We start from the raw sequence: 25,808 nt of genomic DNA, 5'->3' as shown, positions 1-25,808 counted from the left end.
TCATTCGCGCACCCAGCCTGTGCCGCCATTAGTGCCTGTGGCAAACAAGGTGCTGACCGTGCTCGCCGAAGAACCCGGTCATCTCGGTGGAATTGCAGAAATCGTCGAAACTGCCGTAGAAAATAACCTTCTTGTCCAGGTAAAGCAGGTGCGAGGCGTACTTCCCGATAGTTGCCGTATCGTGGGTCACCAGGAGTACCGTGGCCTTTTTCTCCCGGTTCATCTCGAAGATGAGCTTGTAGAAGCTCTCCCTGGTCTCCGGGTCGAGCGCCGTCGTCGGTTCGTCCATCACGAGCAGCGCCGGGTCGTTCACCAACGCCCGCGCCAGGAGCACCCGTTGCCTGAGTCCCCCGGAAAGCTCGCCGATCATCTTCCCCCTGATGTGGGAGATCCCCATCCACTCCATGGTCTGCTCCACGGCCCGGGTATCGTCCTTCGTGAAGCGCCGGGGAAATTTCTTCGCGGAAAGCCGACCGAGCCGGATCACCTCGTCGACCGTGGCCGGGAAGTGCGGGTTGAAGAACTGCAATCCCTGCGGCAGATACCCGATCCGGCGCCAGTCGTGGAAGCCCCCGAGGGGCTTACCGAGGACGGAAATGGCGCCGGCGGTGGGAGCGAGAAGTCCCAGGATGATCTTTATCATGGTGCTCTTCCCGGAGCCGTTCGGCCCGCAGATGCCCACGTAGTCGCCCGGATTGACCGTGAAAGAGACGTCCTGCAGCACCTCGGTCCCGTGATAGCCGGCGCAGAGGTTCTGCACGGTGAGAGCTTTGTCTGTCATTGCAGCCCCGTCTTCAAGTTCTTGAGGTTTTCTTCCATTAGGGAGACGAAAGTGACGCCCTTTTGCAACTCGTCCTTAGTGACGTTGTGCCCGGCTCGCAGCATGAGGACCTTGGCCCCGGTCTCGCGCGCTATGGTCTCGGCGACGCGGGGACTCAACAGCTCTTCGGTATAGACGTAACCCAAATGCTCGCGGCGCATTACCTGCACAAGTTCAGCGAGCTTAGCCGGAGTGGGTTCGGCATCGGCGTTCACCGCGGAGGCCGAGATGTACTTCAGGCCGTACCTTTTCGCCATATAGCCGAAGGCATAGTGTCCACCATGCAGCAGCACCTTCTTAGGGCAGTTGGCGAGGGTATCCTTGAAGCGCTGGTCCAGTGCAGCCAGCTGCCGGTCCAACCCGACGGCATTCTGCTCGTAGTACGCCTTGTTCGCGGGATCGCGTGTGATGTAGGCGGCAAGGATGTTTCTCACGATGGTGCGCGCGTTGTCGAAGTCGAGCCAGATGTGCGGGTCGCCCCCCTTCCCGTCGTGGGCATCATCGTGCGCTTCGCGGTGCTGGTCCGATACCGGCCCCTGCATGAGGTGAATCCCCCTTCCTCCTTCGACCACCGCCACCTTGCCCTTATCCAGCCCCGAGATGATGTTAGCCGCCCACGGTTCCATCACCGCATTGGTGTAGACGAAGAGGTCGGCCCGGTTCACCCGCACCACGTCTTCAGGCCGCGGTTCGAAGCTGTGCGGCTCGACTCCCGGCGGAAGGAGCAGCGTCACCTGCGCCTTATCGCCACCGATCGTCCTGGCGAAGTCGTAGAGAGGGAACAGGGTCGTCACCACCTGCAGCTTTCCGCTTTGACTTTCCTGACGACTGCACCCCGGTAGCAAAAGAACCAGGGCCAGCAGCAACACCGTTAGCCATTTCATGCCTTTTCTCCTTTTTTGGCGCAACCGCCGCACAGACCGTTCAACTGCAAGATGTGCGACAGCACCTTCCCGCCGTTACGGATGCTCACCTCACGCTCCAACGCATCGATGCCGCAAGAAGGAATGTCCTCAACCTTGCGGCACGAAAGGCATACGAAGTGGTGATGGTGTTCCGGGTTTCTGCAAAAGTAGTAGTACAGCTGGCGGTTAGGATGGATCACCTTGGTGAGGACGCCGCTCTCCGAAAGTTCCTCCAGGTTGCGGTACACCGTTGGTAGCCCGAGACGGTCGAAGCGTCCCTTCAACGTCTTCCAGAGTTCCTCGGGACTCGCGTACCCCGACTCAGCCTCAAGCAGCTCGAGAATGGCCAACCGTTTGGGGGTCGCTTTCATACCAGCCGCTTTGAGTACCGCCGCGTGACGCTGCTCCATACCAGCCTCTAAATAGAAATGATTTCGTTTTAAAATAGCGGGCGGGGTCTCAAAGTCAAGAAAATTTATGCAAGAGGGGAGGGCTTTGTGCTACCTTTCCGTGGTTATGACGGACAGGTTCGGTCAAATGACACAGGGGGACCGGCCTTGCACGGGAACTGCGCCACCAACATTAATCCCTTCAAAAGCGACATCTGTGACAGATCAGGGGGTTGCTAGCTGGGCGCGGAGCGGGGCGGTTATTGGCTTTTGTATTGCATAAAATTCATGATTCATCAAAGCGGTTATTTCACCAGTCGGACGGCGTCGTATGCGAAGAGAAACGTACAACTATAAGGATTACTTCCATGCCGGGCAGAAGGCCCGGGTAGAGGTGTCATTATCAGGGGATACGGTTTTCAACGATGGCGCCGTGGTAACGGAGATCGACGACACCGGCATCCGTCTGCGTCTTTCCCGGGAGAAGCTCCCCGAGGGGGTGCTGCTGCGTCGGGAGTCCCCCCTGGTGGTTCGCGTAGGGGTGAGCGGCAACAGCTACCGTTGCAAGTGCGTAGTCCTCGACGATCACGCCGAAGAGGACCTGCGGGTGGGGGTCGTGGAAAGGGTAACTCCGGAAGACCAGCGCGAATATTTCCGCCTCGGTACCGACATCCCGGTTATCCTGTTCAACGTGACTGCCGGCACCGCCGAAGAGAGCGGTGCCGCCGGACTGCGGGTAGCTGCGCAGAACAGCCTGCCGCGCATCGTGAACATCAGCGGCGGCGGTCTGCGCACCGAGACCGAGATGGAGATGACCCGCGACGACATCGTCTATGCCACCTTCCACCTGCCGCTGCCGGAGCCTAAGATCGTGCCTGTCGTCGCCCAGGTGATGCACAGTGAGGAGTTGCGCCGCAACGAAGGGATCGTGTTCAGCGCGGGTCTGCGTTTCATGCACATCAACGAGCGCGACCGCGACGCCATCGTCCGTTACGTCTGCAACGAAGAGATCAAGCGCATCAGGATGTGCCGGAAGGACTTCTACTCCATCCCGACCAGCTAACGCTTCACCAGACTGAGATATAGAATAGAGTGCAGTTGCAATGAATAAGGCCGACGGATCTTCCGCCGGCCTTTCTTTTTTGGTGAATTCGGAGGAAGCAGGGTACAACTGCCCACGAAGCGCGGTCTGAGCCCTAACGTCCCCCCCTTTGCGAAGGGGGGACAGGGGGGATTTTGCCTCTGCCAAGGTGCCAAAAATCCCCCTAAATCCCCCTTCGCAAAGGGGGACTTCAAACCATCCTGCGTTCCTCAAGGAGGGGGAGCCTATCCCGCAAAGACCGCCGCGAGTTTTTTCACCAGCCGGTCGTTTTCCTCATCAAGCCGCACCGCAACTCTGAAATAGCAGTCACCCAGCCCCTGAAAGTTGCTGCAGTCCCTGATCAGAATCCCCTTCCCTTTCAACGCCTCACGCAGTTGCCCTGCGGTCATCCCTTCACGCGTGATCCGCACCAGCAGGTAATTGGCCCGAGCCGGAAAGACCTCGAGACCGGGAAGCGCGGAGAGTGCCGCGGCAAAGCGTGACCGCTCCGCGTCAATGTAACTCCTCGTGCGGTGGCAATATTCCGACGCGGCAAGCGACGCGATCCCCGCCACCTGTGCCGCCGTGTTCACGTTCCAAGGGTCCTGATGCGCCGCGATCGCCGCGATGGTCTCCGGGCGGGCGAGCGCGTAACCGAGCCTCAGCCCCGGGATGCCGAAGAACTTGGTCATGGAGCGCAGCAAGACGGCGCGCGGCGCGGTCCGAATCAGGTCTTTAGCCGACTCCTCCTCGCAGAAGTCAATGAAGGCCTCGTCCAAAACCATAAAGGTGCCGCACTCGCGGCAGGCATCGACGATTCTAGCGACTTCACCCTTCTGCACCAGGTTTCCCGCAGGGTTTCCCGGATTGCAGATGAAGAGCATGTCGTAACCATGCCCAAGCCGCTCTTTCAGCGCATCGACCGACAGCGCCAAACCGTTGTCTGGCGAGAGGGTGAAGTAATCTGTCTGCCATCCCGCCCGCTCCAGGGCGAGCGCGTATTCTGCGAAGGCGGGAGCAACAACGAGGGCACGTCTACCGGGAAAGACGCGCGGGAGCAGGTGGATCAACTCGGTCGAACCGTTGCCGACGGCGATCTCATCCGGCGCGCAGCCGTGGTAGGCGGCCAGAGCAAGCTTAAGCTCCGTCGCCCCCTTGTCCGGGTAGTGCAGCAGACGCTCATAGCTCGCCGTCAGCGCCTCACGCACCCCCGGCGCCATCCCAAGCGGATTGATGCTGGCCGAGAAGTCCAGGAGCTGCTCCGGCGCAAGACCGAGGTCCCTTGCTACGGCAAAAACGTTGCCGCCATGTTCGTGTGGGATAGCCATACCTTGCCTTTTCTGATGTCCGCCCCCCCTCCCGTAAGGGGGAAGAAGAACCTATCTACAGAGGTCTGCGCAGCGCCAGCACGAGCGCCAACCACCCAAGCACCAACAGCGCTTCGCTGCCGTACATGAGGCGCACCACACCCGCGTATGCCTCAAGGGAGAGCGCCCGCACCGGGTCCCCGATGGTCGGCTTCTCCACGATCCTGCCGAAGTAGCGGTTCGCCCCGCCGAGCCTCACGCCGAGCGCACCGGCCGCTGCCGCTTCCGGATAACCGCTGTTCGGGGAGGCGTGGTTGCGGCAGTCCCGGCGCAGGATGCGCCAGCTCCCAGCACCGCTTAACCCGCAAAGGGGCGCCACGAGCACCATTAGCAGACCGGTGAGCCGGGCCGGGATGAAGTTGGCGAGATCATCGAAGCGCGCCGATGCCCAGCCGAATTCCAGGTAGCGCTCGTTTTTGTACCCCACCATGGAGTCGAGCGTGTTGACCGCCTTGTACGCGATCGCCAGCGCCGGACCGCCCAGCATCAGATAGAAAAGTGGGGCGACGACGCCGTCGCCGGTATTCTCGGCCACGGTCTCAACCGCCCCCCTGATGACCTCCGGCTCGTCCAACTGCGCAGTCTCGCGTCCCACGATGTAGGAGAGGGCAACCCTCGCGGCGGAAAGATCACCCCGCTCCAGGGCCTTCGCCACCTTTGCCGACTCGAGGTGCAGCGAGCGGGCCGCAATGGAGACCCAGGCGAGGTAAAGTGCGACCAGGAAGCCGACCGCCGGGGCAACCAGCGTCCCCAGGTAGATGAGCCCGGCGGCAACGAGATAGCTGACGCCGACGGTGATGACGAGCAGCGCCACACCTGCCAGGCGTGGATCGGAGATCCTTTGGCGCAGCGCCCCTTCTAGCCACGAAATCAACCATCCGATGATGACCACCGGATGCGGCAGGGTACGCGGGTCGCCAAGAACGAGGTCCATCACCACCGCGCCGAGCACTATCGCTATGTGCGGGTCAAGGAGCGCCATCACCGGCCGTACTGCTCATGGCGCGCAGTGGCGAGATGCCGCAGATCCGGAAGATCCTCTCCAGATCCAGGTGCCGCTCCATGTGCGCCGCAAGGGCATCGAATGGGTCGGGCATCTGGGCCGCTTCCGCCTGCTCCGGCAGTCCTTTCGCACGCCTGATTCGGTTCAAGAGGGCCGTCCTGAAACCGTGGTTATCGAAGATGCCGTGCAGGTAGGTACCGAAGACCCGTCCGTCGGCGGACACGGCGCCGTCATCCACGGTGACGCTCTCTCCTGAACGGCTGGTGATACGGGCGAAGGGAGTGACGCCACGTCCGAGGACGCTGTCGCCCATGTGGATCTCGTAGCCGGTCACCGAGGCTTTACAACCGGGTGCTACCGACTCCCCTGCAGCAAGGAGTGTGGCTTCCGCCTGGTGGGTCTGTTTCTCCTTCAGCATCGTGGTCACCACGTCGAGAAGTCCCAGCCCCTCGACGCGTTCGAGATCCGACTCCACCCTTTCCGGATCGAGCACAGCTTTCCCGAGCATCTGGTATCCGCCGCAGATGCCGACGACCGGTCCCTCGAAACGGGCGACCGCCTCAGCGATCCCCTCATCCCTGATCGACTCGAGATCCGCGAGGGTCGCCTTTGTACCCGGCAGGATCAGGAGGTCCATGGTCTCTACGAGCCAGGGGGAGCGGATGTAGTAAAGCTCAACGTCCGGCTCCGCCTCCAGCGCAGCGAAATCGGTGTAGTTTGAGATACGCGGAAGACGCAGTACCCCGACGCGCAGCTTGCCCCCCTCTTCCTTCTTTTGGGGACCGCCGTCTTTCCTCTGCAGGGCGACGCTGTCCTCCTCGGGAAGAGCCAGCCCTTTGTACCAGGGAAGCACCCCCAGCACGGGCACGCCGGTCCGCTCCTCGACGTACTTGATGCCAGAGGTCAGCAGCGAAGCATCGCCCCGAAACTTGTTGATGATGACACCCTTGACGAGCGCCTTCTCTTCCGGCCGCAGAAGTTCAATGGTGCCGACGATCTGTGCAAAGACGCCGCCCCGGTCGATGTCGGCAATGAGAATCACCGGAGCGCCCGCCATGCCCGCCACCTTGAGGTTAGCGATATCATGGTCGCGCAGGTTGATCTCGGCGATGCTGCCGGCGCCCTCGATGACGATGAAGGAGTAGCGGTCGCGCAACCTGGCGAAACTCTCCCGCGCCTTCAAAAAGGCCTTCGGCTTGTAGGCGTTGTACTCTTTCACCCCCATGTTGCGCACGACCTTGCCCTGCACGATCACCTGGCTTCCGGTATCGGAGTTGGGCTTCAACAGGATCGGGTTCATGTCGGTATGAGGTGCGATGCCGCAGGCGTCCGCCTGTACTCCCTGGGCGCGGCCGATCTCCCCTCCCTCGGGGGTGACCGCGGAGTTGAGCGCCATGTTTTGGGACTTGAAGGGTGCCACCGAGATGCCGCGACGCTTCAGGATGCGGCAGAAACCGGCCGCGAGCACGGACTTGCCGACGTCTGAGCCGGTGCCGCAGAACATCACCGCATGCGGGTCCTCGCTTACCTCTCCCAGGGACGCCACGGCGCTGCGCTTTTTGCGGTTGGGGTTCTGGTCCTCGCCGCGGGTGGCATAACCGCGCGGGGTGACGATCCGTCCATCACGGCAAAGGCGCGTCGAAGAATTCCCGATTATGACAAGGGAAAACATGTCGATGGGGTGCTGCAGCATCTCGCCGAGCGTGGTGATGATGCACTCCTCACCGTCGCGGCAGGCGTTGCGGACGATGCCGACGGGAACCTGCGGACCGCGTGCCGCGATCAGGATGTCCCTGGCCTCTTCGATCTGAGTGACGCGCCCCTTGCTGCGCGGGTTGTAAAGCGCCACCACGAAATCAGCACTCGCGGCGGCCTTCAGACGTTTCCGTATCTTCGGAAGCGGCGTGAGCAGGTCGGAGAGCGATATCACGGCGAAATCGTGCATGAGCGGCGCGCCCAGCACCGAGGCTGCAGCCTGCACCGCCGAGACGCCGGGGACCACCACGATCTCGACGTCCTGGAAGGGAGCGTCCGGCTCGTCGGCGAGCTCCATGGCGAGGCCGGCCATGCCGTAGATCCCCGCGTCGCCGCTGGAGATAAGGGCAACGGTCTTACCCGAAGCGGCGATGGCGAGCGCCTGGGAGCAGCGTTCCACCTCGCGCATCATCCCCGAGGAAAAGAGGGTCTTGTTGACAAGAAGGGGTTCGATGAATTCAAGGTAGGTCCGGTAGCCGACCACCACGTCCGCTTTCTCGATCGCCTCGCGCGCCTCGAAAGTCATGTGGTTGAGCCCGCCCGGGCCGATACCTACTACGAAAAGTTGTGACATGAAACGTGGTCCTCTATTACGAAATGCAGCGCAAGGCGCAGCGTGCGATGGCGATGGTGACGTTGCCGTCCTTCACCTTTTTCAAAATCAGCGCCCCCCCGTCCGAGGCGAGCAGCGCGGCCGGTTCGGCGACGCCGCGAGCCCCTATCGCGGCAAAGGCGTGCTCGGACGGCGGCGAGGGAACTGCGACCTTGTTCAACTCGTCGCTGCTGTAGAAAAGAAGCGGGAGGCTCTTACTTTTCGCGTAGGCCAGCAGCCCTTCCTCATCCGCCTTCGCCTCGGCGGAAGCCAGGCAACGGACGCTTTTGAGCGAAAGGGAAAGCTGAGCCAGATATCGATCCACCACCGCATCGATCTCGTCAGCGGAAGTCCCCCTGTTACAGCCGATGCCGAGGCAGAGTTCGACAGGGCGCAGCACCAGGGTCTGTGCAGCATCGAGCCCATGCGGCAGCGCACCGCTGGTGACGACGACCATGCCGTCCGCGCCGGCGGCAAGCGCGTCATCCGTGTCGCGGCAAAAGAGCAGGTTCCCCTTCCCCCCGCAGTAGTCCGCCACTTTGCCGGTCGGGTCGAGAACGGCGATGCGTTTTCCTTCGAGCAGCAGGGAGTTCAGCACCTTGACCCGGGAGAGGTCCTCGATGCACCAGCCGTTTTCCTTGGCGAGCATGTCGAAGGAGGGGAGTTCGTTCGCGTCGGTTGCGGTGGTGATCACCGGCGTGGCCCCGGTAAGTTCGGCGCAGCTTGCGGCAAGCGCGTTGGCGCCGCCCAAGTGACCGGAAAGAAGAGAGATGGCGAAGCGTCCTGCGTCATCGATCGCCACCACCGCCGGGTCCTCGTCCTTCCCTTTCAGTAGCGGCGCGATCGATCGGACTACGATTCCCGTCGCCATGAGGCAGACAAAGCCGTCGAAGTTAGGCCAAAGCCGCGCCATGAGTGCCGGCAACCGTTCCGCAAAAGGCACGGCCTCACCCGTCGCATGCTTCTCAAGGACGAAGAGCGAGCCAAGCGGTAGTCCGCTCTTAAGCGTCGCCCCCAGCTTCGCGCCGTTGGCGGTTATGGCGATAATGGCAACGCGCATGGTTTTTTAACCTAAAACGTAGAACGTTGAACGCAGAACGTTGAACGTGGTTTTACCCCCTGCACCCGTGCGTGAACCCCTTGTCGTAGAGAAGCGACTTTGCCTTCATCCCCTCGCTGCGGGCGCGTAGCACGTCGCCCACCACGATGAGGGCCTGCTTGACGATCCCCGCCTCAGCCACCTTCGCGGCGATGTCGGCGAGAGTCCCGGTGATCACCTGCTCGTCCGCCCAGGACGCCTTCGCCACCACGGCCACCGGCGTCTCCTCCGTGTAGGCACCGGAAAGAAGCTCCTCGACCACCTTCCCTATCATGGAGACGGAGAGGTAGATGACCAGGGTGGCGCCGATCCGCGCGATGCTGGAAAGCTGCTCCCGCTCCGGCACCGGCGTCCTTCCCGCGAGACGGGTGATGACCACCGTCTGCGACACCTCCGGCAGGGTCAGCTCCTGCTTCAGCGCGGCCGCAGCCGCGAAGGCGCTCGTGACGCCGGGCACGACCTCGTAGCCGATGCCGAGCCGGTCGAGTTCCTCCATCTGCTCCTGGATGGCGCCGTAGATCGAGGGATCGCCGGTGTGCAGCCGTACAACGCGTTGTCCCTCCACGATGGCTTCCGCCAGAACGGCGGTGGTCTCCTTGAGATCCATGCCGGCCGAATCCCAGACGCGGGCGTTCGGCGCGTAGGTGCGCACCAGTTCGCGGTCGACGAGGCTTCCGGCGTACACTACGACATCCGCTTCGCCCAAAAGGCGCGCTCCCTTAACGGTGATAAGCTCAGCGTCGCCGGGGCCGGCGCCGACAAAATGGACTATGTTCTCTTTCGACACGGGATACCTTTCAAAAGGGATCGTCCTTCCAACCCCAAATTCATTTAACGCAAAGCCGCCAAGCCGCCAAGAAAACCTTAAACAGGGACAAGACAAAGGCCTACACCCTTAGTATCGGTTACCTTTGCGCCTCCGCGCCTTTGCGTCTTTGCGTTGAAGATTCTTAGATTTACATCCGGTTACAGCGGGCTCTTCCTGACAATCAGCATGGAGAGGTAATCAAGCTTCTGCCCCAGGAGCGCCTCCAGGTCGTGGTGCACCTCTTCATCGGCGGAGCCGACCCGACGCACGAAGACGCCGCTTTTCTCGCGCCCCAGTTCCTTCAACGCCGCGTACACGGCATCGAAAACCCGACTTACCTTCATGAGCACCACGGTGTCGAACTCATCGAGGGTCCGCTTCAACTCGTCCTTCTCGTAGGTGGCGGGAAGGATGGCGATCCGCTCCGCCCCAAGCCCCAGCGGCAGTCCGGAAACGGCCGAGGAGGCGAGGATGCTGGAAATCCCCGGCACCACTTCTATCTTAATTTCGGGATACTTGGCGAGGAAGATCCGGTGGATGTAGAGGTAGGTGGAATAAAGAAACGGGTCGCCGATGGTGACGAAGGCCACGTCCTTCCCCTGGGCGATGCGCTGCGCGACCTGGTCCGCGGCCTCCTCCCAGTAGGGATCGAGCCCCTTCATATCCTTCACCATGGGGAAGAGCTGAACCAGCACCTCCTGCCGGCTGCGGTCGATGAACTCCTCGACGATGGAAAGCGCGTAGCTCCCGCCTTCCGCCGCCCCGGTCGGAGCGCAGATGACATCCACGCTCCTCAAAATCCGCTCCGCCTTCCTGGTCAACAGCTCCGGATCGCCCGGCCCTACCCCTACCGCGTAGACAACCGCCACTACTCCTCCCCTTTCCAGGCCGCGATGACGTAGACCGGGTTATGGGCGGCGAACATCTTGTACTCGGTGAGGCTGCGGGTCTTGGAGATGTTGACGCAGGTGACCTCGACGGTGTAGCCGTGGTCCTCGAGGAATTCCACCGACTTGGTGAGGGTGTCCAGGGTCACCGCGTTCAGCACGATGAAGCCGTCCGGCTTCAGGCGTTTGTCGACCGCCTCGATGATCTCCTCCAGCATACCGCCGGAGCCGCCGATGAAGACGCGGTCCGGGTCGGGGAGATCCTCAAGCCCTTCCGGAGCGTAGCTTTCCATAACGGTGACGTTTCTGGCCACGAACTTTTTGAGGTTTTCCTTCAGGAAGCTCAGGTACTGCGGGTTCTTTTCGAGGGCGAAGATGCGCCCGTTGGGCATCAGGTTCCCCGCCTCGATCGATACCGAGCCGCTCCCGGCGCCGATGTCCCACATCACCAGGTCGTCCTGGAGCTGCAGCTTGCCGAGCGTGATGGCGCGCACCTCTTCCTTGGTGATCAGCTTCTTGGCGGTGGCGAACTCGTCGTCCCTGATGCCGATCATCGGGTAGTTCTGGAGGTTCGGCTCCCAAGTCTTGATGAGGATGAGGATGTTGAGCGGCGAGCAGGAAACTTCAGCCAGCCCGCGGATGTCCGTTTTGGTGAACTTTTCGGTGGGAAGCCCCAGGTCCTCGCAGACCCAGGCCTCGTACCCCTCGGCGCCTCGCCCGATCAGCTCCTTGGCGAGGACGGCCGGGGTGTTGACGCTGTCCGTGAGGACGGCGATCTTTTCCGAGGCGATGATGCGGTCAAGGGCGGGTTTGATCCCCCTGCCGTGCACCGAGACGAAGGTCGCGTCGTCCCAGGGCTCCTTGATCCTCGCGAAGGCGTACTGGACGCTGGTGACGTTCGGGTAGATCTCGACCCGCTCCTTGGGGAGGTTTCTGAGCAGGAAGCGCGCGACACCGAAGAAGTTGGGATCGCCGGAGCCGAGAACGACGGTCCTCTTCTCCGTGTGCTTCAGGTACTCCAGCATGATGGAGAGGTCTTCCAGGGGACGTTTCTCCCCCTTGAAGTCGGGGAAGATGTCGAGGAGACGCTTGTGGCCGATCAGGACCTCGGCCTGGTCGATCACCTCGAGTGCCTGCTTGCCGAACCCTTCCCATCCTTCGATACCGGCGCCGACAAGATAGATCTTTTGCTCTGCCATGGCCCGCTCCTTTTTTCATCGCAATTCAAAGGTCTAACTTCATGCCGCTCCAGATGCCCCCTCCCCTTCGGTCACTCTCCCCTCCGCCGCAAAGCGAAGAGAGGAGAACCGACAGAGGGAAGCCGTACTGCGAGCGAAAAATCATTTGTCGAGGTAGAGTACCTCGCCCTGGTAACCCGCAAGGAGCACCCGGGCCTTCACCCAAGGCGCCAGCTCGGAGCAGGCCTGCGCCACCTTCCCGCAGACAAGTTCGATCAGCGCCGGGTCGCTCCCCGAAGCCTCGAGAACGTGGCGCGCCGTGTTCGCTCCGTGGGCCAGATGCTCTAGGTGCGCCGTCCGCGGATCAGCTTTCATCCACGATGCCAGCGTGACTAGGTCAAGCTCCGACGAGGTAACGTGGGTCTGTTCGTGCCCGCAGGCGATCTTCACCAGCTTAGCGAACTGCCCCGCAACCACGACTTCGGGCACCCCTTTCTTGGCACAGCTTTTCAACGAGTACCCGAAATGATCCCCCATCATGATGAAGGATTCCTCGGTGAGTTTAAGCTGCTGCTGGGCCACGAGCTCGGAGGTGCGACCCGTTGATAGGACCACGAGACGGGAGCCGCAGGCAAGCGCGACATCTATGGAGGCATCGACCGTATCGGTCCAGGCCCTGGTGGAAATAGGCTTGACGATCCCGGTGGTGCCGAGGATGGACAGCCCCCCCACGATTCCCAGCCGCTCGTTGAGCGTCTTCTTCGCGAGTTCCTCGCCGTTGGGGATGCTGATGGTGAAGGTGAGCGTCGCCGGAACGCAGCGCAGGGCGAACACCTCCTTGATCACCTCCATGATCATGCTGCGCGGCACCGGGTTGATGGCCCATTCACCCACCGGGACTGCGAGTCCCGGCTTAGTGACCTTCCCGATGCCGACGCCCCCCTTGACGACGATGCAGTTCTTGGTGAACATGTCCGCCTTCGCGGTGACATGGATCTCCGCGCCGTTGGTCACGTCCGGATCATCGCCGGCATCTTTCACCACGTAACAGGATGCCGTGTTGTCGCGCAGTACACCCCCGTGGATCCGGAAACGCGCCCCCTTGCCGCAGGGGAGCGTGAGCTGAACCTCCTCGATCAGGGTCTGATCGCGCAGCATCTGGGCGGCGCCCTTAACGGCAGCAGCGGCACAGGCTCCTGTCGTGTAGCCGTATCTCAATTCTTTCCCGCTCATATTTCATCCCATGTGAAGACGAAAAAATTTCAATTGAATTACATGGCAAATGCAGGCCGGTAACGGGTCCCGGCAAACTGCATCAAATTCACGATCCGGATACTTCCGCCTGGATCAGTATCGCATTCATCACCGCAGCGGCCACGTTGGAGCCCCCCTTGCGGCCGGTGTTGGAGACGAACTGCAGCTCCGGGAATTCCCGGGCCAGTTCCTTCAAGGCTTCCTTGCTTTCCGCGGCGCCGACGAAACCGACCGGCAGCGCCACGATTAGCCTAGGGCGAACCCCTTCCTCGCGCACGAGCCTGATCAACTCGAATAGTGCGGTCGGCGCGTTGCCTATGACGAAGATGCCGTTTGCCGCATCCCTTGCCGCCTTGCGCATGGCGAGGATGGAACGGGTGACACCCTGCTCTTTCGCTTCCTTCGCCACCTGCGGGTCCGCAACGAAGCAGGAGGCCTGCACCTTGAAGCGTCCGAGCCGTTCCTTGCTCATCCCGGAGATGATCATGTTGGTGTCGGTGACCACACCGAGTCCGTCGCGGAGCGCCGCGATGCCGCTTGCCACCGCCTTTTCTGTGATCACCATGCTGCGGGCGTAATCGAAATCGGCGCTCGTGTGGATGGCGCGGCGCACGAGGGGCCACATCTGGGCGTTCCAGTCGTGCTGCCCCAGTTCCTCCTCGATGATCCGGAAGGATTCCGCCTCGATCTCCTCGGGGCGCAGGTGCACCGACATCAGTGCCACCTCTGCTCGGTGAGGCTTTCCGCGACGCGCTCCACCACCACCTCGGCCAGCTTGTCGTGCACGCCGAGATGTTTGCCGAGCACCATCTCAACACCCGGGTGGCGCTTTCTCGCTTCTTCCAGTTCTTCCGGGAGGTCCTCCTGTACGTGGGCGCCCATGTAGAGGAAATAGGGGACGAGGAGGATGCGCTCCGCCCCTTGAGCCACGCAGGCATCGACCCCCTGCTGGATGTTCGGGAGGTGCTGTTCGCGGAACGAGACCTCGACGATCTCGAACTGGGTCATCTTCTTAACGCGGGCCGCGATCTCGTGTACCGCGTTGTTCGCCTCGGCGATCCTGCTGCCGTGCGCCATCAAAAGTAATGCCGTCTTCATATCTGCTCCATTCAAAAAGCCTTCAAATCCATAACGCAAAGTCGCCAAGCCGCAGAGGCGCAAAGAGACCGTTCAGGAATGTTTGGTCTCTCTTTGCGTCTTGGCGCCTCCGCGCCTTTGCGTTAAAGCTTTCGGGGGTTACCTAACTCCTCCAACCCTTCTGGTACTCACGGACCAGCTTCTCCACGGCGCGCTTCGCGCCGGCTTTCCACGGCCCGACCGCGGCCAAGGTCAGGTTCTTCGGCGCGAAGAGGGCGTGCGCTGTGTGCATGAGCTGCTCGCCCCCGATGGCACCGGCCTCGATGCGATCCTCATCGATGCTCCGGACAAGCGACATAAGCTCGCCCCAGCCGTAACGCACCTGCATTTCATAAGTGGAATCGGCACTGTACTCGAGATCGTAGAAGTATCCTTCCTTGACCCGCGCGAGCTCCGCCTCCCCAACTTCCTCGAAGGCAAGACTCTTCACCTCGCGCAGCACCTCGGATACGGCAAGCACCAGGTTCTCCGGCGCGGTGGCGAGCTCGATGGCGAACGCGCCGGTCTCCTCGTAGGCGGAAAGCGAAGCATCCACCGAGTAGACGATGCCGAGCTTCTCCCTCAATGAGAGGTGCAGCCGAGAGGTCCCGCCGCCGCAGAGGATGCGCCGCATGAGCCTTAAGCCCATGAGCCGCTTGTCCTGCCGCGCGAAACCGCGGAAGGCGATCTGCAGGTTCACCTGGCTGTCGGAATCCTTCACGAAGAGCGAGCGCGGCTCGTCCTGCTGCTCGACGGGCGGCAGCAACGCGGGAGGCCTGCCTCCTCCCCATCCTGCGAAGTGGCTATCGCAGGCGGCGAAGAAAGCATCGGAATCGTGCCTGCCGGCCGCGACAATCAAGGCGTTCCCCGGCACGTAATGGGCGGCGAGATAGGCGCGCAGGTCCTCGACTGTGATTCCCTTGATGCTCTCGAGATAACCGATGGTCGGGGTGCCAAGCGGATGGTCCGGCCACAACAGCTTGCTGCAGAGGTTGCTGGTGTTGGTCTCCTCGCCGCGCTCGTTGATGTCCTCGAGCGCCTCCTCGGTGATGATACGCTTCTCGATCTCCAGCCCCTCAAGGGTAGGAGTGAGCAGCATCGAGGAGAACAGGCGAATCCCCTCGCCGATCTGGTCGGGATGCACCCGCGAGAAGTAACAGGTGGTCTCCTCGTCGGTCGCCGCGTTCACGCTGCCGCCGATCGCCTCAAAGGCGATCTCGAGTTCGAGATTGGAGGCGAACTCGCTTGAGCCGCGAAAGAGCATGTGCTCGAGGAAGTGGGAGATACCAGCCTTGCCGGGAGTGTCGTTGCGCCCTCCCGCCTTAATGTAGATGGCGATCTCCGCGCTGTGCAGGTGCGGCATCTCGACCGAGACGAGGCGCAACCCGTTGGGGAGAACCTTCTTGGTACAGCTGAACATCTAACCTCCGAACTTCAGAGTGCCGCCCCCTTCAGGGTAAGCCAGGCAACCGCCGCGTAGCGGGCAAACTTGCCGGTCAGCACCAGTAGAGAAAAGCGGATAAAACCGACACGCAGCACGCCGCCGACCAGGCAGAGCGGGTCGCCGATGACCGGCAGGAAACTGAGGAGTAGCGACAACGAGCCGAAGCGTCGGTAGAACCGCTCCGCCCTGCGCGTACTCTCCTCGTCCATGCGCAACACCCGGTGCGTCAGGAAGTCGCCGCCGTAGATACCGATCCAGTAGGTGCTGAGCGCCCCGAGGTAGTTCCCGGCGGTGGCTACCAGCACGACGGCCGGCGGATTTTCCCGCGCGAGGAGGAGTGCAACCACCAGCCACTCGGAGCCGAGCGGCAAGAGGGTGGCGGCCAGAAAACTCAGCAGAAACAGGGAATAAAACCCGTAATTGACCAGCCACTCGTGCATTCCGGTCAAATTAGCGGAAAGGGTGCTGATTGTCAAACAGCATTCCATTAGAATGTGGTGGCAATGTATCGAAATTAATCAGGGTGACATTTTTGTGTTGACATTAGAGTCACGAGGTGGCATTTACGCTGACATGATCAACACCGGCTACTTTACCTTTACTAACTTTTACTTTTGGTACGGCTTTTATTTTAGGCCGTCGCCCCGGGTAGAGGTGTAATTTAGGTAGCAGGTACTAAATTCCGAACCGAAAGCTGGGGTGGCAGGACTCTCCTCCCCCTTTACGGTTCGAAGCAGATCAAAGTAAACATCGAACATCATACAAGGGCCGGGGGAGCAATCCTCCGGCCCTTTCGCTTTCGGGGACCAAAGGAGCGTGAGTATGATCGTGGTAATGAAGGCAGGAGCGGCCAAGAAGGACAGGGATGCGGTAACGAAGAGGATCAAGGAGCTGGGGTACACCGCGCACATCATCCGCGGTACGCTGCGCGACGTGATCGGCGCGGTCGGGGACGAGCGCGGCAAGAGCGTCCTGCAGACCATCGAGTCGATGCAGGGCGTGGAGAGCGTGGTTCCCATCCTGCAGCCGTACAAGCTCGCGTCGAAGGAAGTGAAGAAAGAGCCGAGTGTGGTGCGCATCTCCGACACGCTCGCCATCGGCGGCAAGGAACTGGTGGTGATGGCCGGTCCCTGTTCCGTGGAGAACGAGGAGCAGATCATCGAATCCGCCATCGCCGTCAAGGCGGCCGGAGCGCAGATGCTGAGGGGCGGCGCCTTCAAGCCGCGCACCTCCCCCTACTCCTTCCAGGGGCTTGAAGAAGAAGGGCTCAAGCTTCTCGCCAAGGCCCGCGAGATCACCGGGCTTCCCTTCGTCACCGAAGTCATCGATCCCGACTCCGTCGATCTCGTCGCCTCCTACTCCGACATGCTCCAGATCGGCGCCCGCAACGCCCAGAACTTCGCCCTTCTGAAGAAAGTGGGGCAGATCAACAAGCCGATACTTCTGAAGCGCGGCATGTCCATGACCATCCAGGAATTCCTGATGAGTGCCGAGTACGTGATGAGCGAGGGGAACCAGTCCGTGATCCTGTGCGAGCGCGGCATCAGGACCTTCGAGACCGCCACGAGGAACACCCTCGATCTCTCCGCGATCCCCGTGTTGAAGTCGAAGACCCATCTTCCCGTCGTCATCGACCCCTCCCACGGCACCGGGCATTACAACTACATCGCCCCGATGTCCTACGCAGCGGTAGCCGCCGGAGCCGACGGGCTCATCATCGAAGTGCATCCCGATCCCGAAAAAGCCTCGTCCGATGGTCCGCAGTCGTTGAAGCCGAAGAAGTTCCACGCCCTGATGGACCGCTTGAAGCTCTTCGCCGAAGCCGCCGAGAAGACGCTGTAAAACAGGAGATGGGGGCAGGAGGGGCCGTATTCCCCCTCCCAGCCCCCCCTCCGGGGGAAGGAGTTTCACACCCCCATCAGCACCGGGTCCACAGTTTTGGCCGGCGCTGGCGCAAGTTCCCATTCCGTGTATGCTTTCGGAGAACTTTGCCCGGAGGTGAACCATGTTACTGCGCCCCTTGACGCTTCTTGTGCTGGTCGTCTTCATGCTCGCCGCCGTCCCCGCCGCCGAAGCAGCAAGACGCGGCACCGGCTCCGCCGGTCAAACCGCAACCATCGGCCAGGCCGAGGTGCTCAGCGACTTCGAAACCATCCTCGACCTCTGGCGCGACGGCAAATACGAAGATCTTTACCAGCGCACCACCGGCGGCAAGGACAGCAAGGAAAAGTTCACCGCCAAGCTCTCCTCAGCGCCGCGCAAACCCGCCTGCTGCTGGGAAAAGATCCAGGAACCGCGGGTGACCATGAAAAGCGCCCATAGCGCCGTGGTGCACGCACGTCTGGGCTTCGAAGCGAGTACACCCGGCACCGAGTTCGTCACCAAGGGGATCAACCTCAAGAAGGAACCCTCCGGCTGGAGCATCTCGCAATCCGACCTCTACTCCCTGGCCGACCTGACGGGCAAGAAGCGCCGCTACCGCTACATCCCCGTCCAGCCCGTGAAGTGATCGCATTCGGCAGCCACTTGAACGGCTAAACGCCCGTCAAACTGATGATCCCGCTTGACCCGTGCCACCCCTTTAGGTACTCTAGGCGGATGTCATTAAAACAGAATAGCAACGTCACCAATAAACCCGAACTTCTCTCACCCGCCGGCTCCCTTGAGGCCTTTTTCGCAGCCATGGAAAAGGGAGCCGACGCGGTCTACGCAGGTCTCAAGGACTTCTCGGCACGCGCCAAAGCGAAGAACTTCAGCCTCTCCCAGATGGAGCGCATGACCGCCTACGCCCACGGCAATGGCAAGAAGGTCTACGTCACCCTCAACACGCTGGTAAAGGAAGCGGAGCTGCCGCTTCTCGTCGACAACCTGGCCGCCCTCGAGGCAATGCGGGTGGACGGCGTCATCCTGCAGGACCTGGCCGTTGCGCGTATCGCCCGTGAATACTTCCCCGGCATCCCGCTGCACGCCTCGACCCAGATGACCATCCACAACTCCCTCGGGGTGCGCCAGTTGGAGGAGCTCGGCTTCGAGCGCGTGGTGCTCGCCCGCGAACTGCACATCGACGAGATAAAGCACATCGTCTCCACCTGCAACGCCGAGATCGAATGCTTCATCCACGGCGCCCTCTGCTTCTCCATCTCGGGACAGTGCTTCTTCTCCTCCTTCCTCGGTGGCCACAGCGGCAACCGAGGACGCTGCGCGCAGCCCTGCCGACGCCAATATAAATATAAGGGGAAGGAAGGGTACTACCTTTCCACCAACGACTTCTCCAGCATCGAAATGATCCCGCACCTGATGGACGCCGGGGTCCACTCCCTGAAGATCGAGGGGCGGATGAAGTCAGCGGAGTACGTGGCGAGCGTCATCGGCGCCTACCGCATGGTGCTCGACGCGGCGCCGGGCGAGCACGCGGCGAAGGTCGCCGAGGCCAAGGAACTCTTGAAACGCTCCTTCGGACGGGTCCCCACCAAGGGGTTCCTCGCCTCGCAGCATCCGACCGACATCTCCACCCCTTCCATCAAAGGGGCGACCGGCCGCTACCTGGGGGACATCCGCGAGATCCGCGGCAACCGGATCAGCTTCGACACCCGCGACCGTCTGCACGTGGGGGACCGCATCAGGGTCCAGCCCAAAAGCGATATGGCGGGGCGCGCCTTCACCATCAAAGAGCTCTACCTGGGCGGGAAGAAGGTCATGAACGTGAAGGAGAACACCATGGTCTCCACACCGTCCCCCTTCCCGTTCAAGCTCGGCGACTCGGTGTTCAAGGTTTCCTCGGAGACCGCCTTCACCATGAGCGAAAACGCCTGCCTCAAACGCCTGGAGAACGTCAAGGGTGACAGCATCTCCTGTAAGCTGACCCTCTCATACGCGGACCAGAAGATGCGGGTAGACGCCCAGGTGCTGGGAAGCGAGCTCACCACCGAGTTCGAGCTGGGCGAACTGGAGCCTTCGCACACAAGCGACATGGAGGGGGTCCTGCGCGCACAGTTCTCAAGGTGCGGAGAAACGCGTTTCACCCTCGCCTCGTTCGCGGCCCCGGACTTCCCTGCGCTCATGATTCCGCCGCCCAAGCTCAAGGAGATCCGGCGCAACTTCTACACCTGGCTTGCCGAGCACGCACTCGGCTCCTTGAAGGAAAGAAGCGCCAAGGGACGCGAGCGGGCGCTCGCCGCGCTGGTCGCCAGACGTCCGGGACCGGCGCGGGGCAAAGAGGAACTCGCAGTCAAGGTCGAACAGGTAAAGGACTGGCACGAACTGCATCGCGACATGGTCGACGCCGTGATCCTGCCGGCGTCCAAGGCAAACATGCACCAGTTGGGCCCGTTCTCGAGAAAACTGAAGGGGAGCGAACAGAAGGTGATCTGGCAGCTTCCTTTCATCATCTTCGAGGCGGACGTACCCTTCTACCGTGAAGCCGTAGAGGCGATCATGCGCGCCGGGTTCCGCCGCTTCGAGCTGACCAACATCTCCCAGTTCCAGTTCTTCAAGGGGACCGACGCCGAGTTGAACACCGACTACCGGCTCTTCTCGCTGAACAGCCAGGCGCTTCTTTCCTGGCAGGAGATGGGGGTCACCCGCGCGACGCTCTACATCGAGGACGACAAGGAGAACCTCGCCCGGCTCCTGGCCTGCGACCTCAAGGTGAACCGCGCCGTGCTACTCTACGCGCCGGTCCCGGTGATCACCTCGAAGATCTCCATCAAGGATGTGAAGGGGGACGTCCCCATCGCCTCGGACCGCGGCGACCTATATTCCGTAAAAGTGAAGGACAACCTGACCGTGGTGAACGCGCAGACGCCGTTCGCCATCACGCAGCACCGAAACGAGCTGCGCCAGTTGGGGTGCGCAAGCTTCGTCCTCGACCTTTCGCTCTTGCAGCAGCAGGAGCGGGACCGTGTGCTGGAGGCGTTCCGCAAAGGTGTCGCGGTCCCCGGCGCTTCCGAGTTCAACTACACCGCGGGGCTCGTCTAGGCGATGGGGATCATCGACCGGATCAAGGGACGCATCCAGGACCGGCTCAACGATCCCGCTTTCATGGGGCTCGTCCAGGAGCAGAGCCTGAAAGATCTCCTGGTCCGCCGTGAATTCCGCATCACCGAAGAGTACCTGCAGCGCGAGTTCATGAAGAAGGCGCTCGACGACGAGCTCGTAGAGTTCAACCTCACCATCGGCGATGGCTACGGGGAGTTGTCCGGCAGGCTGAAGAAGCGGCTCGTCCCTTTCGCCATCCCGTTCTCGGTGAGCTTCACCATCGAGGGGCTCGAATTCAGCGCCGCGCGCAAGTGCGTCTTCCTGAAACTGGGACCGGTGGCACCGCTGAACCTCGAGTGGCTGACCAGGAAGGTGGTGGAACGGATTCCGTTCATGAGCCTGTCCGGTGAGATGCTTGTCTGCGATTTGAACCGGGTGCCCCGCCTCGCCGAGCTTTTCGCCCAGCGGGTCAAGGGGATCAGCATCTGGGATTACATTACATTGAAAGAGCTCTGGCTTAAGCGGGGCGAAATAGGAGGAAGGGTGGGGGTGGTTTTATGACGGATTATCTGGTACGGGCCATGGCCAAATCGGGGACGGTGAGGGCGTTGACCTGTGTCACAACGGCAACCGTAAGCGAGGTCTGCCGTCGTCACGGCACGCTTCCCACGGCCACCGCCGCCCTTGGGCGTGCGCTCACCGCGGGTGCCATGATGGGAGCGCTGATGAAGACCGGACAGCGGGTCGCACTGCGCTTCGAAGGTAACGGTCCCCTCAAGAAGATCGTCATAGAGGCTGACGCGAACGGCAGCGTGCGCGGCTATGTGGGCGACCCGCAGGTGCACCTGCTCCGTCCCGACGGGGCGCTCGACGTCCCCAACGCCCTCGGTCGCGCCGGCTTCATCACCGTTGCCAAGGACCTGGGTCTCAAGGAGCCGTACCGCGGCATGGTGCAGCTCTACACGGGCGGCATAGCCGAAGACCTGGCGCTCTACCTCGTGGAGTCCGAACAGATCCCGTCCGCCGTCGGTATCGCCGAGTTCATCGAACAGGACGGCGAGGTCGCCGCATGTGGCGGCTTCCTGATCCAGGCCATCCCCCCCATCGATCCGCTCGTGATCGAGGAACTGATGACCAGGATCGAGCAGCTCCCTTCGTTGAGCGATCTGCTGCATCAGGGAAAGACCCCGGAGGAGATCATGGCACTGCTTCTCGCCGGGATTGATTACGAGATCCTTGAGAAGCGCGCCGTCGGCTTTGCCTGCAGCTGTGACCGCGAGCGCATCGAGCGGGTGCTCATCTCCATGGGGAAGAAGGAACTTTCCGCCATGCTCGTCGAACAGCACGGCAGCGAGGTCACCTGCGAATTCTGCGGCGAGAAATACATCTTCAACGAGAGCGATCTCGAACGGCTCATCGACGAAACGGCCTGAAAGCCTGAAAGCTTTAACGCAAAGGCGCAAAGGCGCGGAGACGCAAAGAGAAGTCTCACCGCTTAATCCAGATGCACAATCCCTCGCTACCGATATACACACCCCTCTCCCTCCGGGAGAGGGGCAGGGTGAGGGAAGTTTACTTCGCGCCTTAGCGCCTCTGCGTCTTTGCGTTAATAGCCTTTCGGCTGCTCTTTTATTTTTGCGTTATACTTTCGCGGTACCGCCACACATTAAACCGATCCGGGAGGTGTTCCATGAGAATCCACGACATCACCGTCGCCCTGTCCCCCGATCTCCCCACCTATCCCGGTGATCCCCCCATGACCGTCGATCCTTGGCACCGCATCGCCAAGGGGGACGACGCTAACGTATCCCGCATCACCCTCGGTACCCACGCCGGAACACACATCGACCCCCCGCGCCATTTCAACGACACCGGCATAACAGTGGACGAAATCCCGCTCGACCTCCTGATCGGAAAGGCGCTGGTCGTGGAGATCAAGGGTGTGAAAAGGATCGGGGCGGAGGAACTGGAGAAGGCGGGCGTGAAGGGAGTGGAACGGCTTCTCATCAAGACCGACAACTCCACTTTCTGGGAAGATAAGAGGTTCCACGAGGATTTCGCTGCACTCACCGCGGACGGCGCCCACTACCTGCATAAGCACAAGGTGAAACTGGTGGCGGTCGACTATCTCTCCGTCGAACCGATGGACGGCGACGGCGAAGTGCACCGGATCCTTTTAAACGGAGGCGTCCCGGTGATCGAAGGGGTGAACCTGACCGGCGTAGCACCGGGAGAATACCAGTTGATTTGTCTGCCGATGAAGATTAAGGACGGGGACGGGGCGCCGGTACGGGCGCTTCTGGTAGGGAACCCCGCTGCGGCGTCACAGACGGAATTCGATCCGCACACAAGCAGGTGGCCCCTTTCGTAGGAGGGTGGACTGATGCAGGAGAAGGGGGACCATTGGTCCCCCTTCGTGTTTCCAAAAGTTACATAGCCTTCTTCTTGCAGCACTCCTTCGGGGCCGGCTGGCCGGCCGACTGATCGGGCTGCTGCATCTTGGCGCACTTCGCGCAACCGGCGGCCGTGGGAGCAACCTCGGCCCCTTTCATTTTGGGGCACTTGTCGCACGCAGGCATGGTCGCAGCACCCTTCGGGCATTTGTCACACGCGGGCTTCGCGTCGGCACCCTTCAACGGACAATTGGGGCACGGCGCTTCCTTGTCCATATTGGCCGTTTTCGGGCAGTTCGGACACGGAGCGGCGGCACCCTGCTCGATGGCGCCCGCCTTCGGGCAATTGGGGCACGGAGCCTGCTGAGCCTGGGCCATCTTCGCGCACTTGTTGCAGCCCGGCTGCATCGTACCCTGCTGCTCACCCCATACCGCGAAAGCCCCGGCCACCAGCAGCACGACCGGCAACAGCACCAGCAAAATTCTCTTCTTCATGTAACCTCCATTTTCTTATTCTTTCGCCTCGCAGGAGGCTGTCCTTATCTAACTCTAACAGCGGTCCCCTCTCCCTCGCCCCCCGGGAGAGGGAGAGGGGTGAGGGCTTTGGTCCGGGCAATGATTATTCGCCCCTACAGGCTGTCCACCTGGACCTTCACTCCGCCGGCTGTTCCTGCTGCTCGAAGACACCCTGCGGCGCAGCCTCTAGGAAATCCGCGTCGAGCGGCGCCACCGCCTCGATGACCTTCCCCTTGGGACCCGTGAAGCGCATGGCCCGGCAGTGCAGCATCATGCGTGCGGCCGGAACCCCGCCGTAGCTCTCGTCGCCGATGATCGGGAAACCGGAGTGGGCAAGATGCACGCGGATCTGGTGCGTGCGCCCGGTAAGCGGCTTCGCCTCAATGGCGCTCACCCCGTTACCTTCCCCCAACACGTAGAAGACGGTGCGGGCCGGCTTACCCTTCAGCGACACGCCGTAACGGAACTTGCTCACCTTATCGAGCGACGCATCCACCTTCCAGCTCTGCTCGTCGGGTGACCCGGAAACCAGTGCCCAGTAAGTCTTCTGCACCTTCCCCTCCTTCAGGAGGTTCGAGATGAGGGTCGCCGCCTGCTTGTGCTTTGGGAAAAACATGACGCCGCTCGTCCCACGGTCCAGCCGGTGCACCACGCGGGAAGGATCGCGCAGGCCGATGCTCTTCATGTAGCATTCGACCGCGTACTCCACGGTCCCCTTCAACTGGTACGGGGTACGCTGGCTGTTTACCCCGACCCCCTTGTACACGGCAAGGAAGTCCTTGTCCTCGTAGAGCAGCTCGTGCTTTTGATAGACGAGATCGATGCAGCGCTCGGCATCCATGATCCCCAGGGCAAGTTCCTCCCCTTCCTTCACCTGGCGCGACGCCACGCGGACCAGCGTCTGGTTCAGGTTGCAGCCGCCCCAGTCTATGACGCGGCGGATCTCCCCCTTGGAGAGTTGCGGGAAAATCGCCTTCGCGGCGTCATCGAGCCTCAGCCCGGCCTGTTCTGCATCTATGCGTGCGGTAAGTATCATTCGATATGTCTCTGGGCGCGCAGCAGCGCGGCTATGGTCTTTCCGTCGGTGATACGGCCGTCCGCCGCCATCGCCACGGCTTCGGCAAAGGGAACCTTCTCACAGGAGATTTCCTCGTAATCCTCGGGCTCGGCGTCACCTTGGGTAAGACCGGTGGCGAGGTAGAGGTGGATCTTCTCGTCGAACACCCCGGGGGATGGGTGCAAAAGGCCAAGCGATATCAGCTTCTCCGCCTTGAGACCCGTCTCCTCGAGGAGCTCGCGCTCCGCGCACAGTTGCGGGTCCTCTCCCTTGGAAAGTCGCCCGGCGGGGATCTCCAGCAGGAAGTCACCCACCGCTGGGCGCAACTGGCGGATAAGCGTGATGCAGCCGTCGTCGTGCAAAGCGAGAACGGCCGCGCCCCCGGGATGGCGCACGACCTGATAGGTGTACCACCCCTGGTTGCCGATCAGGACGTCCATCTGCTCGACATCCACAACGAGGCCGGTGAAAAGAAGGGATCGGTTCTTGGTTTCCATGGGCACCCCCGGGAAGATACATACCATTTCCCCGGGATTTTGGCCACGCAGAAATTGTGAGCCAGCGGCGGGAGTTTTGTTGCAGGCACGGCTGTCACTTCCCGAGTGCAGCGATGGAAGAAACGGTGGAAAATATCTTGGGCATCTGCTATCCTTTGGACTTTATCCAACAATATCAAGGAGAATAGAAAATGGCACAAGCTAAAGAAGGGGACCGCGTAAAGGTTCATTATACGGGCAGGCTCGATGACGGCACCGTATTCGACAGCTCCGAATGCGGCGAGGGCGAGTGCGGCCACGACCACGGTCCGTTCGAGTTCACCGTCGGCGCCGGCCAGGTCATCCCGGGCTTCGACGCAGGCGTTAAAGGGCTCGCCGTCGGCGAGAGCAAGACCGTCCACATCCCGGTCGACGAGGCGTACGGCGAGAGGATGGAAGAGATGATCGCGGTTGTGCCGCGCACCGAGCTTCCGCCGGAAATGAATCCGGAAGTGGGGCATCAGCTCGAGGTCACCCAACAGGACGGCCAGATCTTCAACGTAATAGTAACCGAGGTGACCGACGAATCGATCACCATCGACGCCAACCACCCGCTGGCAGGCCAGGCGCTCAACTTCGACATCAAACTGGTTGAGATCCTCTAGGCCCACCGGCCAGGCAATAAAAATCC

26 protein-coding genes are annotated in these 25,808 nt (G+C 61.6%); 8 read left to right on the top strand and 18 right to left on the bottom strand.

Annotation, left to right across the window (positions count from 1 at the left end; translation table 11 throughout):
- Positions 1-28: 28 nt before the first annotated feature.
- Genes E8L22_RS08250 through E8L22_RS08240 form a run of 3 tightly spaced genes read right to left on the bottom strand, consistent with a single transcriptional unit; the run spans position 29 to position 2,135 of the window.
- Complete coding sequence (locus E8L22_RS08250) at positions 29-781, bottom strand: metal ABC transporter ATP-binding protein (protein WP_136524688.1); 753 nt, start codon at positions 779-781, stop codon at positions 29-31.
- Positions 778-1,704, bottom strand: coding sequence for a metal ABC transporter substrate-binding protein (locus E8L22_RS08245; RefSeq protein WP_136524687.1), 927 nt, complete (start codon positions 1,702-1,704; stop codon positions 778-780). The genes E8L22_RS08250 and E8L22_RS08245 overlap by 4 nt, the downstream gene beginning before the upstream one ends.
- A complete protein-coding gene (locus E8L22_RS08240; protein ID WP_136524686.1) occupies positions 1,701-2,135 on the bottom strand; it encodes a Fur family transcriptional regulator in 435 nt (144 codons plus the stop codon). Before E8L22_RS08240 ends, E8L22_RS08245 begins: the two co-directional genes overlap by 4 nt.
- 310 nt (positions 2,136-2,445) lie before the next feature.
- Here E8L22_RS08240 and E8L22_RS08235 point away from each other — a divergent pair, with 310 nt between their 5' ends.
- Entirely contained in the window at positions 2,446-3,177 is a 732-nt protein-coding gene (locus tag E8L22_RS08235; protein WP_136524685.1) for a PilZ-like domain-containing protein, read from the top strand.
- A 263-nt stretch (positions 3,178-3,440) separates the two neighbouring features.
- Here the strand turns inward: E8L22_RS08235 and cobD are convergent, their stop codons facing one another.
- The 12 genes from cobD to E8L22_RS08175 form a co-directional block, all read right to left on the bottom strand.
- Positions 3,441-4,523 carry a threonine-phosphate decarboxylase CobD gene (gene cobD / locus E8L22_RS08230; RefSeq protein WP_136524684.1) on the bottom strand — a complete coding sequence of 361 codons (1,083 nt, stop codon included), beginning with the start codon at positions 4,521-4,523 and terminating at the stop codon, positions 3,441-3,443.
- Positions 4,524-4,578: 55 nt separating this feature from the next.
- Positions 4,579-5,544, bottom strand: a complete 966-nt coding sequence (cbiB, locus tag E8L22_RS08225) for an adenosylcobinamide-phosphate synthase CbiB (RefSeq protein ID WP_136524683.1) — start codon at positions 5,542-5,544, stop codon at positions 4,579-4,581.
- Complete coding sequence (locus tag E8L22_RS08220) at positions 5,531-7,894, bottom strand: cobyric acid synthase (protein WP_136524682.1); 2,364 nt, start codon at positions 7,892-7,894, stop codon at positions 5,531-5,533. Before E8L22_RS08220 ends, cbiB begins: the two co-directional genes overlap by 14 nt.
- A gap of 16 nt (positions 7,895-7,910) precedes the next feature.
- The gene (locus tag E8L22_RS08215; protein WP_136524681.1) at positions 7,911-8,972 is read right to left on the bottom strand and encodes a cobalt-precorrin 5A hydrolase; all 1,062 of its coding nucleotides are present in this window, start codon (positions 8,970-8,972) and stop codon (positions 7,911-7,913) included.
- A gap of 52 nt (positions 8,973-9,024) precedes the next feature.
- The gene (cobM, locus tag E8L22_RS08210) at positions 9,025-9,798 is read right to left on the bottom strand and encodes a precorrin-4 C(11)-methyltransferase (protein ID WP_136524680.1); all 774 of its coding nucleotides are present in this window, start codon (positions 9,796-9,798) and stop codon (positions 9,025-9,027) included.
- 179 nt (positions 9,799-9,977) lie between these two features.
- Positions 9,978-10,688 carry a precorrin-2 C(20)-methyltransferase gene (gene cobI, locus E8L22_RS08205; RefSeq protein WP_136524679.1) on the bottom strand — a complete coding sequence of 237 codons (711 nt, stop codon included), beginning with the start codon at positions 10,686-10,688 and terminating at the stop codon, positions 9,978-9,980.
- Positions 10,688-11,905 carry a precorrin-6y C5,15-methyltransferase (decarboxylating) subunit CbiE gene (gene cbiE / locus E8L22_RS08200; RefSeq protein ID WP_136524678.1) on the bottom strand — a complete coding sequence of 406 codons (1,218 nt, stop codon included), beginning with the start codon at positions 11,903-11,905 and terminating at the stop codon, positions 10,688-10,690. The genes cobI and cbiE overlap by 1 nt, the downstream gene beginning before the upstream one ends.
- 141 nt (positions 11,906-12,046) lie before the next feature.
- A complete protein-coding gene (locus E8L22_RS08195; RefSeq protein ID WP_136524677.1) occupies positions 12,047-13,117 on the bottom strand; it encodes a cobalt-precorrin-5B (C(1))-methyltransferase in 1,071 nt (356 codons plus the stop codon).
- Between the two features lie 88 nt (positions 13,118-13,205).
- Positions 13,206-13,853, bottom strand: coding sequence for a precorrin-8X methylmutase (locus E8L22_RS08190; protein WP_136524676.1), 648 nt, complete (start codon positions 13,851-13,853; stop codon positions 13,206-13,208).
- A complete protein-coding gene (locus E8L22_RS08185; protein ID WP_136524675.1) occupies positions 13,853-14,236 on the bottom strand; it encodes a sirohydrochlorin chelatase in 384 nt (127 codons plus the stop codon). Before E8L22_RS08185 ends, E8L22_RS08190 begins: the two co-directional genes overlap by 1 nt.
- Positions 14,237-14,378: 142 nt before the next feature.
- The gene (locus E8L22_RS08180; protein WP_136524674.1) at positions 14,379-15,674 is read right to left on the bottom strand and encodes a M16 family metallopeptidase; all 1,296 of its coding nucleotides are present in this window, start codon (positions 15,672-15,674) and stop codon (positions 14,379-14,381) included.
- A 14-nt stretch (positions 15,675-15,688) separates the two neighbouring features.
- Complete coding sequence (locus tag E8L22_RS08175; protein ID WP_136514848.1) at positions 15,689-16,138, bottom strand: YqaA family protein; 450 nt, start codon at positions 16,136-16,138, stop codon at positions 15,689-15,691.
- Between the two features lie 382 nt (positions 16,139-16,520).
- Between E8L22_RS08175 and aroF the strand changes: the two genes are divergently transcribed.
- From aroF to E8L22_RS08145, 6 genes are all read left to right on the top strand, one after another.
- Entirely contained in the window at positions 16,521-17,540 is a 1,020-nt protein-coding gene (aroF, locus tag E8L22_RS08170; RefSeq protein WP_136524673.1) for a 3-deoxy-7-phosphoheptulonate synthase, read from the top strand.
- Between the two features lie 163 nt (positions 17,541-17,703).
- Positions 17,704-18,207, top strand: a complete 504-nt coding sequence (locus tag E8L22_RS08165; protein ID WP_136524672.1) for a hypothetical protein — start codon at positions 17,704-17,706, stop codon at positions 18,205-18,207.
- Between the two features lie 89 nt (positions 18,208-18,296).
- Complete coding sequence (locus E8L22_RS08160; protein WP_136524671.1) at positions 18,297-20,675, top strand: peptidase U32 family protein; 2,379 nt, start codon at positions 18,297-18,299, stop codon at positions 20,673-20,675.
- Positions 20,676-20,678: 3 nt separating this feature from the next.
- Positions 20,679-21,236 carry a hypothetical protein gene (locus tag E8L22_RS08155; RefSeq protein WP_136524670.1) on the top strand — a complete coding sequence of 186 codons (558 nt, stop codon included), beginning with the start codon at positions 20,679-20,681 and terminating at the stop codon, positions 21,234-21,236.
- Positions 21,233-22,108 carry an Hsp33 family molecular chaperone HslO gene (gene hslO, locus E8L22_RS08150; RefSeq protein ID WP_136524669.1) on the top strand — a complete coding sequence of 292 codons (876 nt, stop codon included), beginning with the start codon at positions 21,233-21,235 and terminating at the stop codon, positions 22,106-22,108. The genes E8L22_RS08155 and hslO overlap by 4 nt, the downstream gene beginning before the upstream one ends.
- 257 nt (positions 22,109-22,365) lie before the next feature.
- Entirely contained in the window at positions 22,366-23,046 is a 681-nt protein-coding gene (locus E8L22_RS08145; RefSeq protein ID WP_136524668.1) for a cyclase family protein, read from the top strand.
- A gap of 58 nt (positions 23,047-23,104) precedes the next feature.
- Here the strand turns inward: E8L22_RS08145 and E8L22_RS08140 are convergent, their stop codons facing one another.
- From E8L22_RS08140 to E8L22_RS08130, 3 genes are all read right to left on the bottom strand, one after another.
- Positions 23,105-23,563 carry a hypothetical protein gene (locus E8L22_RS08140; RefSeq protein WP_136524667.1) on the bottom strand — a complete coding sequence of 153 codons (459 nt, stop codon included), beginning with the start codon at positions 23,561-23,563 and terminating at the stop codon, positions 23,105-23,107.
- A gap of 157 nt (positions 23,564-23,720) precedes the next feature.
- Positions 23,721-24,620, bottom strand: coding sequence for an RluA family pseudouridine synthase (locus E8L22_RS08135; protein WP_136524666.1), 900 nt, complete (start codon positions 24,618-24,620; stop codon positions 23,721-23,723).
- Positions 24,617-25,138: an NUDIX hydrolase gene (locus tag E8L22_RS08130; protein ID WP_136524665.1), complete on the bottom strand. Its 522-nt coding sequence runs from the start codon at positions 25,136-25,138 to the stop codon at positions 24,617-24,619. Before E8L22_RS08130 ends, E8L22_RS08135 begins: the two co-directional genes overlap by 4 nt.
- 191 nt (positions 25,139-25,329) lie before the next feature.
- Between E8L22_RS08130 and E8L22_RS08125 the strand changes: the two genes are divergently transcribed.
- Positions 25,330-25,782, top strand: coding sequence for an FKBP-type peptidyl-prolyl cis-trans isomerase (locus tag E8L22_RS08125; RefSeq protein ID WP_136524664.1), 453 nt, complete (start codon positions 25,330-25,332; stop codon positions 25,780-25,782).
- Positions 25,783-25,808: the final 26 nt, after the last annotated feature.

This window comes from Geomonas ferrireducens (genome assembly GCF_004917065.1).
Classification (GTDB): Bacteria; Desulfobacterota; Desulfuromonadia; order Geobacterales; family Geobacteraceae; genus Geomonas; species Geomonas ferrireducens.
This window is presented reverse-complemented; position numbering and strand designations above follow the sequence as displayed.